The 10,454-nt window shown below is 39.5% G+C and carries 8 protein-coding genes and 2 tRNA genes; 2 read left to right on the plus strand and 8 right to left on the minus strand.

What is annotated here, in order from left to right; all coding sequences use genetic code 11:
- Positions 1–73 precede the first annotated feature (73 nt).
- Both Q0954_RS30830 and Q0954_RS30835 read right to left on the minus strand, forming a co-directional pair.
- Positions 74–583, minus strand: a complete 510-nt coding sequence (locus Q0954_RS30830) for a hypothetical protein (RefSeq protein WP_299464752.1) — start codon at positions 581–583, stop codon at positions 74–76.
- A gap of 64 nt (positions 584–647) precedes the next feature.
- Complete coding sequence (locus Q0954_RS30835; protein ID WP_299464755.1) at positions 648–2,303, minus strand: methyltransferase domain-containing protein; 1,656 nt, start codon at positions 2,301–2,303, stop codon at positions 648–650.
- A 906-nt stretch (positions 2,304–3,209) separates the two neighbouring features.
- Between Q0954_RS30835 and Q0954_RS30840 the strand changes: the two genes are divergently transcribed.
- Entirely contained in the window at positions 3,210–3,902 is a 693-nt protein-coding gene (locus tag Q0954_RS30840) for a histidine phosphatase family protein (RefSeq protein WP_299464758.1), read from the plus strand.
- Here Q0954_RS30840 and Q0954_RS30845 read toward each other — a convergent pair.
- From Q0954_RS30845 to Q0954_RS30865, 5 genes are all read right to left on the minus strand, one after another.
- Positions 3,874–4,233 (minus strand): YraN family protein, encoded by a 360-nt coding sequence (locus Q0954_RS30845; RefSeq protein WP_299464761.1) that lies wholly within the window; start codon positions 4,231–4,233, stop codon positions 3,874–3,876. The genes Q0954_RS30840 and Q0954_RS30845 overlap by 29 nt on opposite strands.
- A 330-nt stretch (positions 4,234–4,563) precedes the next feature.
- The gene (locus tag Q0954_RS30850; protein ID WP_299464764.1) at positions 4,564–5,799 is read right to left on the minus strand and encodes an outer membrane beta-barrel protein; all 1,236 of its coding nucleotides are present in this window, start codon (positions 5,797–5,799) and stop codon (positions 4,564–4,566) included.
- 345 nt (positions 5,800–6,144) lie between these two features.
- Positions 6,145–6,216, minus strand: a tRNA-Glu gene (locus tag Q0954_RS30855).
- A 39-nt stretch (positions 6,217–6,255) separates the two neighbouring features.
- Positions 6,256–6,330: transfer RNA gene (locus Q0954_RS30860), tRNA-Glu, on the minus strand.
- A 249-nt stretch (positions 6,331–6,579) separates the two neighbouring features.
- The gene (locus Q0954_RS30865; RefSeq protein ID WP_002694295.1) at positions 6,580–6,936 is read right to left on the minus strand and encodes a 4Fe-4S dicluster domain-containing protein; all 357 of its coding nucleotides are present in this window, start codon (positions 6,934–6,936) and stop codon (positions 6,580–6,582) included.
- 329 nt (positions 6,937–7,265) lie between these two features.
- Here Q0954_RS30865 and Q0954_RS30870 point away from each other — a divergent pair, with 329 nt between their 5' ends.
- On the plus strand, positions 7,266–8,291 hold the full coding sequence (locus Q0954_RS30870) for an acyl-CoA reductase (RefSeq protein WP_299464769.1): 1,026 nt from the start codon (positions 7,266–7,268) through the stop codon (positions 8,289–8,291).
- 218 nt (positions 8,292–8,509) lie between these two features.
- On the opposite strand, the gene Q0954_RS30875 is transcribed toward Q0954_RS30870, so the two are convergent.
- Positions 8,510–10,321: a leucine-rich repeat domain-containing protein gene (locus tag Q0954_RS30875; protein ID WP_299464772.1), complete on the minus strand. Its 1,812-nt coding sequence runs from the start codon at positions 10,319–10,321 to the stop codon at positions 8,510–8,512.
- Positions 10,322–10,454 lie beyond the last annotated feature (133 nt).

The following is a 10,454-nucleotide window of genomic DNA, read 5'->3' on the forward strand; positions in this document are numbered from 1 at the left end:
CCTCTATCCGTTAACGTGAACCATTGGGTTATGCGTTGGGTGAGAATCCCCTCTGCTTTAGCTTGGGGAGTAGTCAATCAATATTAAACTCTTGATAATAGGTTTCAACTGCTTTAGTTGTAGGATCCTGGTAGCGTAGCTGTAAACGATAAGTACCTTGAGAGGCTTTCAATGTTTTGGTTTTCATTGCTCCCTCACACCACCTTTCTTCCTTATTCCAAACAAAAGTCTTAACGTCACCTTTTGTTATTTCCAGTTGATGGGGAGGGGGAGGACAAGAGGCTCCACAAGGGCAGTACAACCAACGCATGCGTTTCCACCCTTTGCCCTCGGTTTTGGTTTTCAGCTTCTGTTCTACTACCACAATCAATGGATCAAATACGACCACTTCTTGTTCAGTAATATTTTTAAATCTAATGACTACTTTCTCGTCAGCTGTATAAGTGGGTTTGGCGTCTACCTCCCAGGTAGACTTTATTACTACCGACTTGTCGGTAGTACGGTTGGCTTTTTTACAGGCTACTACAATGGCTAAAAATACAACAATTACAAATAGTGATAACAAGCGATAGTATATTTTCATACTCTTCAGTTTTTATGTATTAATCAACAAAATAAGTGTTTATAGCAAGCAGCTTTCCATTAGTTTACTTGGCTTTTTTGGCCACCACCAAATAGCGCGTAGAAGTACAAGTATCTGCATCGGCAGGAATAGGAGCCAGGCTTACTGCGTCATACAGGTCTACTCCTCCATCAAATGCTTGTTTAAAATACTCCCTTACTTTACTCAAAGGAGGCAAAAAGAGTGTATGTTGCCCTTCGTTGGTAATACGCAGCCTCCCCGATTTTTTGCTTACATTGACAATGCTACTACGTTGGTACATATAGTGGTCTTTTTCTATCAATTCGGGACTACGCAATGACACAATATCGCCGCATTCAGAATATAGTACGTGAGGGTACCCTCTAATATGATCAGGCGTGATAAAGTCGCCAAAGAAATGCCCTCCTGGACTAGTAATTCGGGCTGCTTGTTCTATTACTTGTTGTAAAAACGTATGATCAACATACTGAAACACATTTAAACCACAAAAGGTCAAGTCCCACATTTTTATTGCCGGATCAAGTTCTAGCGCGTCGCCTACTTCCGCGTGAATGCGGGTTTGGGCTACTTTGATCATAGCTTCCGAAATGTCAATACCATAAAGGTGCTCCTGAGGCATCCCTAGCTCATTGATCATGAATTGCTCCATCAAACCTGTGCCACAACCAATAGAAATGAGTTTTTGACGAGTAAAATCAATGTTGTATTGCTTGATAAAAAAACGTAGGTAAGCCGCCATAAACTCATCCAGGCAGGGTTTGCCCAATACTTCATCATATAACTCAGCATAAGTATGAAAGTAGTCTTCTGTATTTTCAAAAGCACTTACACTACTCTGTAATGCAGCTGCTTCTTTCAGCTCCCAATTGAGTAATTTCCAAAACACTGAGTGATTATTTTGCCCGGTGTCATCCAAGTGTTCCGCTAGGTCATTGACAAAGCTACTCCAATGCCTTACATCAAACAGGTCTTTAGTAAGTACCTTAAGCGATTTGCCACTTTCGTTTTTACCCAGGTTTTCAGCGCGTTGTACCCGGCGTATAAGCTCTACCTGATGGCGTAAACGAGTTAAAAAATCGGGTGTAGGACAAGTCTCTCTGGATTTGATTTGCTTGAGTGGCAAGGCAAAAAATGCGCCCCCATCTGCCCGGTGAATATCTTGGTCATCTAAGTCAAAAATTCGGGCATCTGCCGTTACATTTTCTTCACGGGTATAGTTACCGTAAATATGTAGACTCAAATAATTGTGAGTTCCACTGTTGCCCATTTGGTGCACCAACTGGTGCCCTACACCTATTACTTGCCCTGCCTTCATTATTTGACGCGACAAAGTGCGTATTTCTGAATCTTGTATCCAAAATACCGCGTGCTCAGCAGCCCCAAAAGTTTGTACCGCTCCCCATTGGGCATATCCATGGTCGTGCAAAGCTGAGAAATCTCCTGGCACCCAAGACATGACCATTATATCAAAAAAACCTCCGTCATAGACCATTTTACGACCATAGCAGTCTTGTTGAGGGTGGTCAAAGTCCGCCCAAGGCAAGAGCTCATGTTCTTGTACCTGTGCTTGTTTTACAATATTCTTTACTTTGCCTGGCGACAAATCAGGTGCCTTGTATATGGCTCGAATAATGGCTTGTATAGAAGAGGGCAAGGCCGATATTTTGTCCTGATCGATGGTATCCTTGAAAAAGCTCATTTTTTTGATATTTCTTTTACCTAAATATAATTTAAATAATGACTAATACAGCGTCTTAAAAAGCACTGGAAAGTCATTGAATGTATGTTTAAGACCTGTTGGGTAAAAACGACAAGACATCACTACAAGTCTAAAATCAGGCTTTTGTGGGTTTTAACAACTTTACTCAGGGCATTTTGCCTGAGCTATACCTTACTATTTCGTTTTTTTAATAAAACAATCACCCACTTTGATTAGGGTTTGAACTTTTTAGTTTCCAGCAAAATAACGAGTTTTATCTCTCGTTAGTTGAGTTCAAAATTCAAGTACTCTAGCTTCTAATGAGGTAAGGTAAAGGTTATGCAGAAAATAATCAAACACATTTATATTACAGTCACAGTTCATCATTAAAATTCGAGGTTTTGTTAGGTTTGTCGTCAGAATATGCCTCGCTAATGGCAGTACTATACTATCAAAGCCCTGCATTAGCTAAAGAATGAACTAGCAGTTAAAACGACCTACAATACACCACTGATGAACTTGAAACAAGCTCTAATAACAAAAGTATGAAGCAAATACCTATAAATACAAGTTATCACCAATAGTTGTTGCATTGTTTCAATCAGTATACAGCATCAGAGAAAAGATCAAGTGACTTGTAAGGAATTAGCAAAGGCTAATACCAGGCATTATTTTGAAGCATTGTTTGTTAATAAAAAGGTGGAATAATCTTACTTTCACCTTTTTTATTGCTTGACTTTCGTTATATTTAATTAAACAAGTTCAATATAGTTTTAAATTGTTTTAAGTTCGGCTGCAAAATTTAATGATTATTTGTACTTATTAGTGTGAAAGTTATTTACTTACCATTTCATGCAACATTACCCAGTGAGGTTGAGTATAATCGTTTTTAAACTTTAGCAAAACATGATTCACCTGTATTTCGTAAGACACGCAGAAAGTTTGAGCAACATCAATCACCACTTGATAGGAGGGAGGTCTAATCATATTCCTTTGACTGACAAAGGGCGGCGACAAGCAAAAAAACTGGGAGAGCGATTAAAAAAAACTACAATTAACCTGGATTTTATTGCTACCTCTTCGGCAGTAAGGGCTTGCGATACCGCCAAAATTGTGTGTGAACATGCCAACATAGATTTTGAGAAGGTGATAGTATCTGACGATATTCAGGAATTGTCGCAAGGCGAATGGGAAGGCAAGGTACGGAAAGAAATATACACCCCTGAAATGCTCAATTCGATCAACCAAAATAACTGGTTGCACAAAGCCCCCAATGGCGAGTCTCAAAAAGAAGTAGAAGAGCGAATGTTTGAATGGTTGGAGCAGCATGTGTTCCCTTTGCAAAAGCCGAATAAAAAACTCCATTGTTTGATTGTAACCCACGGAAACGCTATTCGCTGTCTGTTCCGAAAAATTATGCAATCGGCTTCATCCATGACACATAAGATAAAATTAGATAATACTTCTATTACCAAGTTTCGTTACAACGCCCCTAATGAATGGTTTTTTGACTACCTGAACGACACCGAGCACTTAGACAAAGACACCACTCCATTACATGTAGACAACCTTAATAAAAAGCATCTTCAAAATAAGTGATTTGTGGCGACTGGTGGGGTTTTAGCTCTATAGCTACAATGTCAAACCGAATGTCGTTTTCCCAATCAATCTCTTCTATATATTGTTCTGCAGTTTGTATAATGAGGTTTTGCTGGTTTTCGCTCACAGACTCTTCAGGCAACCCAAAGTTGTCAGATGATCTCAGCTTTACCTCTACAAACACCAAAACATCGCCCGTTTGAGCTATAATGTCTATTTCTCCTCTTTTGTATCTGTAATTGCGTTCTAGCAGTGTATACCCCTTGCTTTGCATAAATACCGCCGCAAGGTTTTCACCGTATTTTCCTTTTTTTTGTTGAGGAGTTTTCATTTTGTAGTGCTTGACTTTAGAGCTTGTTTAAAATTCAATAATTAGGTTCCCGAATCAAGTTCGGCTCGCAGCTCCGAGCTTGTTCTCGGAGGACTGTGAGCTTTTACACGATTTTCCTGATTATATATTGTCAAATTTATCAGCAATAGCGCTGCTATTACTTCAAAATTTGACGCATCTAATCCGAAAACTCATTATAAAATCTCAGATGACCGAAAATTTAAACAAGCTCTTAAGATACAATAGAGAAATAGCAAAATACAAATATTGCCTTGATTTTAAAGCCTTTAAACGAATGAAGTTTGGTTGAGCAAAAATGTATGAATTATTTTAAAACCCCAGACCCACACGAAACGAAATGATGCTGGTAGGAGCCTGACGATCAAGTAAAAAACCAGCATTTCTATTATAACGCACACTAAGCTCTATCCTTGATGTTTTGCCTATCTTGGTTAAAAAACCTGTTTCTATAATTATGCCCGAAGAAGTACTTCTGAAATTCTCTTTAGAGGCTCCTATACTGGCTGTATGGGCATTGATCTGGTATGATTCAGAGAGTGTCTCTTTCATGCTCAAACGAAAATCAAAATTGATGCCTGCTCCTACAAACAATTGCTCTTTAGGGTTGCTGGTAGCATACCTTAAAACGATAGGTACTTGCATTACACCCAAGTCCCATTGTGAAGAATGACTGAGTGCATCTTTGTGTGAGATCGCATACTTTTGTGCACTATAGTTTAACTCTACTTGCCCAAATAGCCTGTTATTGCGATCAAGGCTAAACAGGTAATAAATCCCAAAAGCGATGCCTTGAGAGGTTGAAGAGTTTAAACGATCACTGATAGAACCACTAAACTGTATGGTAGAACTGGCATATTGTACAGCCAATCCAAGTTGGCTTGTAAGATCGGCGCTTTTGCCCTCTATGATTTGCTCACCTCCTGTGCACTGATTGTAGTTGGAGATAAACTGCATCAGTGAATGTTTTCTTAGTTGAACCCGTTCGTTGTTGATGAGCGACTTTGCTGCCGGACAGTCCGAGAAAAGTGCGTTGAGGGTTCCAAGGTATGTTTTTATTCTTTTTACTCTTTTCAATCCACCGCTATACACATAAGCGCCCTTTATTTTTAGCTCTTGCAAGTCTCCGTTGTCTTTTTGTACATAAAAATGGTGATTGCTTTGCCAGGGCTTTAGCTTTGATGCAGGGAGGTTGTCTTTGAAATAGTAAAGGCTTCCCTTTCCTTTGACGAGCACTTCTACAAACAGTGTATCTACAGTTTGCTGTTGGGTTACCACATCAAGAAAGCTTACTGTGTGAGGCTCATAAATAGTGGCTTTGTCATACCCATAGCCCTTAAGCTCGTGGGGGGTATAGGTTTTGGGGTTACCTTCTTCACTTGTTTTAAAAGTACAAGATATGCTTCCACCTATGACGGTAGATTGTTTTACAAACCCAGTTACCTTTTTTCCTTGTTGGGTAACTACAAACCCTGGTTTGAATTTTTGGGCGTAAGCTTGACCAGTAAAAAGCATTCCTGCCAGGCAGATAATGGCTAAATATTTCATTCTTTATATAAATAAGTTTGACTAAATAATGCTGCAAAACTATCGCATCCATTGTATAGTAAGCCATCTATGTAATAAAAGTTAATGAAAAGTAATGTTAGTAATAGGAAAGGTGCTATAGGTCAATAGTCCATAGTATTTAGTCCGTAGTCCATAGCTGATTCGAGTAAATGTTTACCTTATTAAGCCCTGTAAACCGAACTTGTGAGCTCAACGAGTTAATCAGTAGTCAACTTTGGCTAAAATCACTGCGGAGTATTGATAGGTAGAACAGAGGGTAATTAAGAATGGGGTGGTAAGTATAAGCATAAAAAAACCTGTTTGAAGTAAATCAAACAGGTTTAGTAGCCCGTAGGGGAATCGAACCCCTGTTTCCAGGATGAAAACCTGGCGTCCTAACCCCTAGACGAACGGGCCATAGTATGTTAAAACTATGGAGTAGATTTTTGAAAAAAATGGTAGCCCGTAGGGGAATCGAACCCCTGTTTCCAGGATGAAAACCTGGCGTCCTAACCCCTAGACGAACGGGCCAGAACTACGCTTTCTCAAAAATCGTGGTGCAAATGTACACGGGGTAAATGAATATACCAAACAAAACACCAAAAAAATTTAAAAAAAATAAAAACAGGAAGAAGATCAAAGGGCTTCTCCCTGTTTCAAAAGAATCAACCATGTGGGTTAAAACCTTGTTTATAGTATGCCTTTGCAATACCATCCTGGTCGGTTTCCTAGCCGACAAAGCCTAAACAATACAGTTTTGCCCCACAAATTGTTAGTGAGTTAAGCTGCCATTTCGTTATGCATCCACTCTTTCTTAGCTGCTAGTTCTTCCTCTGTTTCTACATAATCAGGATCAGGAACACAGCAATCTACCGGACATACCGCAGCACATTGAGGTTCTTCGTGAAACCCTGTGCACTCAGTACATTTGTCAGGTACAATGTAATAAAACTCGTCAGATACTGGTTCTTGTACCGCATCTCCAGGAATAACAGTACCATCTTCAAGCTCTACTTGCTTAAGCTCGGTACCACCACCCCAAGTCCATTCTACGCCACCCTCATAGATAGCAGTATTTGGGCATTCGGGCTCACAGGCTCCGCAGTTAATGCACTCATCAGTGATTATAATTGCCATAATGACCTTTATTTATTGGTTTAGTTAAAATAATAGAACAAATAAGTAGGCTTCTTGTTATAACACCTTTTGCCTTTTGTCCAGTTGGTTTTCTGTGAATTGATACCCTAAAGAGTGGGGGTAATAAAAATAGAATGGCTACTTTTGCAGCCGTATACGTCCAATAACCCCTACCAAATTGGGTAAGCAACAACAGATAAGCAGTGGTAGGTTGGTGTATAACATTTTTAGAGTATTAAACGAAGCGTTCTTACTTGATAACAAAAATAAGCATTGATTGCATAGATCAAAACCTCATGTAAGTAATTGTATAATTTTAAGAAAGAATTATGGATATCGCACAAAAAATTAATGTTTTTGTACAATTAGGAGATTCGATAAACAAGTTTTCGGAGGAGCAAAAGAGAGCATTGGGGCAAATGATCAAGCTCAAGAACGAGTGGTTTACCCGTGAAAACCTCGACTTGACACTACAAGGCTTGCAACAATACCTCAACCGCGAAAACCTTGAAAAATGGTTGGGCAAATACCCTTCATTGTTTGCCAAAGAAGCAGCCACTCCAAAAAAAGTGGGCATTGTCATGGCAGGCAATATTCCAGCGGTAGGTTTCCACGACTTGCTCAGTGTGGTGATGAGCGGGCATATATTACACGCCAAGTTAAGCTCAAAAGACCAGGTGTTGATGCAAGAACTTATTCGTATGCTTATAGAGATAGCTCCTGAGCTGAAAGAGCAAATTGTAATTACAGAAAAGTTAAAAGGCATAGAAGCGCTCATTGCTACAGGTAGCGATAATTCTGCACGTTACTTTGAGGCGTATTTTGGGCATTTGCCCCATATTATCCGCAAAAATCGTAGTTCGGTAGCGGTGCTTGATGGTAAAGAAACTGAGGCAGAACTGGGTCTGTTGAGCAATGATATATTTCAATACTTTGGTTTAGGGTGTCGTAATGTGTCTAAGTTGTTTGTACCTCAAGAGTATAAATTTGACCCATTTTTTGAAGCTATCCATCCTTGGGGTGAAACTTTGTTGATGCACTCAAAGTACTGTAACAATTATGAGTATTATCGTGCCTTGTTTTTGATGAAAAAAATGTTTGTGCTTGATAATAACTTTTTGATTCTTGCCGAATACGATAGTATGGACTCTCCAGTAGGCGTGATGTTTTTTGAGCGTTATACAGACGAAGCCGAATTAAAACAAAAACTTGCCCAACACCAGGACAAAATACAAGTAGTAGTGAGCAAACCTGGCCTTGTACACAATAGTGTGGGTTTTGGCAATGCCCAAACTCCTCACTTGTGGGACTATGCCGATGGGGTAGATACCATGGCATTTCTTACTCGTTTATAGTTAGTACTCCAGACACTAAATACGTAGAGCGGTATTCTGCACCTTTTGCCCTTTGGCTTCTCTTCAAAAATATCACGTAGCTATGGCTATGCTCTATTTTTGAAGATCACCAAAGAACAAAATTCATCAAAATCCCTACTTTACCTACTTAGAAGCTGGAGTACTAGCATATAGGTTTTTACCTCTTTCTTTGGACTAATCCTCAAGAAAGAGGTTTTTTAATAGTCAATGTACCGGGTTTCTATCCGGCAGTTACTGGGTAATAAATGACGTAATTGGGTAAGTTCATTGTTGTTGAATAAGTGTTTTTTGCCCAGTTCCAGTTCCTCAAGTTTGGTAAGCTGCGCTATTTCAGGTGGAAAATGAGTAAAAGGGTTTCCGTCTACTTGCAAATACCTCAATTGACTGAGTTGCCCTATTTCAGCGGGCAAGGTTTTCAGTCGGTTGTTTGACAATACCAACGAATCAAGAGCCTTGAGTTGCCCTATTTCAGGAGGCAACATAGTAAGTTTATTTTTTGCAATGTCTAGTCGGGTGAGTTGAGCAAGTTGACCAATAGTTGGGGGCAATTGACTAAACTGGTTGTTGTGCATAGTCAGGTAATGTACCTTGGTAAGTTTGCCTAACCAATGGGGTACTACAGTCGCTTGTATATTGGCAAAGTGTAGTTGCTCTATCTGGTGTAAGTATTGAATACAATCTGGCAATTTTTTGAGTGGGTTATGTCCTAATGAAAGGTAGCGAAGTTGGGTGAAGTCACCCACAAAGCCTGGAATTTTATTCAGTAAATTGCCGTCCAGTGATAGATAAATAAGTGCTGTAAGTTGGGCAACTTCAGGGGGCAAACGCTGAAGTTTACTATACTCTATAGATAGTTTTTTGAGTTGTTTAAGCTGGGTAATTTGAGGAGGAATTTGGCTTATCTGCGTATTGTATAAAGTGAGGCTTTCCAAGTGAGGTATTTGAAACAGTACTTTGGGTATTTGGGCAAGTGCCGAAGGTGTATTATATATTCTTCTAAGAATCTCTATAGATTGCACTTTTTTGATATGCTTCCAGGTAAGCAAATCGTCAGCAATGCCTTGAACAGGACTGTCAATAGAGATTGATTTATCGCCAAAGGTATCATATTTTTTATTGAGCACTTGCGCAAAAAACTTTCCACCAAACTCGATAGCAAGGGCTGTATAAGCCCCCGAAAAATGTTGTACAAAGTCAACAAAGGCCTGTTTTGGAACAGGTAGCTTTTCCAAGATCACCCTTACTGATTGTTTGCCCCAGAGTTGGGCATAAAACACTACTGATTGCCAACGAGCTGGGAAGTGCTGTTGCAATATTTTTTTGGCAAGTTTTTTTACTTTTTTGTTTTTGTGTACGAGGTAAGCCGCAATGATCCAGTGGTAAGCCTCTTGTTGTAATATACAGTTGCCCGAAATCAGGTTGAGTGCCAGCAAATGATGGTCACTGTCTTGACTCATCAATAACTCTTCTATTTTTGTAATATTCTCTGATGAAAATGTGGGAAGACCTACAGCATTATTTTCCCATTGTGTCCATTGCTCGTCAGTGACGATACATAAAGAGGTATTTTGCCATACTTCATCAGGCACAGATACAGCTTTTTCGGCAACAATAAGGCAGTCAATAGGTTGTTGAAGGTTATTTTCCAAAACCCACCCTTTTTCTCGGATTACTTTTTTTAGGGCACCCAATGTAAATCGTTTACTCTTGCCTACTAAGGCTATTTTACTACCTGGAGCTAAAGCATATAACACCTGATCAGGCGAGCATTGAGCCATCAAGTGCAATACATATTGGTGAATATGAGGAAGGTCTATATTCAAAAAAGGCCATAACTCTTTTATTGTTGCTTCGCCAGGCAACAAAGCCTGACTAAATATTTGATGGGCAGTATCAGGGTGGGTTTGCGTAAGTGAGGAGTTGTGTACCACTTTATGAAAGTTTGACAACCCTTCAGCACCTGTATAATAAGTATAGTCCAGCTGTAAAACATCCAGTTGAGTGAGCATTTGGGTAAGTAGTGTAGGGGGAGCATAAAACTCGTTTTCACTAATGTCGAGGTGGCGACTTACGTTTCGCTGATTTCTAGGTTGGAAAAAAGAAAATAGTTAAACTCGCTGTATGATCACAGAACGAGTAGAT

It is taken from the genome of uncultured Microscilla sp. (genome assembly GCF_947493425.1).
Classification (GTDB): Bacteria; Bacteroidota; Bacteroidia; order Cytophagales; family Microscillaceae; genus Microscilla.